At 60.8% G+C, this 245-nt stretch carries 1 protein-coding gene; it reads right to left on the bottom strand.

Going from position 1 to position 245, the window contains the following annotated elements:
• Positions 1 to 224, bottom strand: a 224-nt coding sequence (locus ACZ1A1_RS24965) for a porin (RefSeq protein ID WP_463622068.1), incomplete at its 3' end; no start/stop codon positions are given.
• Between the last annotated feature and the right edge of the window lie 21 nt (positions 225 to 245).

The raw sequence follows: 245 nt of genomic DNA on the forward strand, positions 1-245 counted from the left end.
CCGAGTTCATCGCGACCGAACGAGGTCTGGAAGCGAACGAAGCCGCCGATCTTGAGGCAGGTTTCGGTGCCCGGGATGTAGAAGAAGCCGGTGCCGAAGGCGTCGCAAACGCGAACGTATTCCATGGGCTCAGGCTCGGCAGCAACGATGGCGTCGGCGGCCTGTGCGCCGGAAACTGCTGCGAGAGCCGCAGCGGAGCCGATGAGAAGGCTCTTGATGTTCATTTCTGACCTCCAGTCAAAAAG

The organism is Shinella sp. R2-11, from assembly GCF_055330205.1.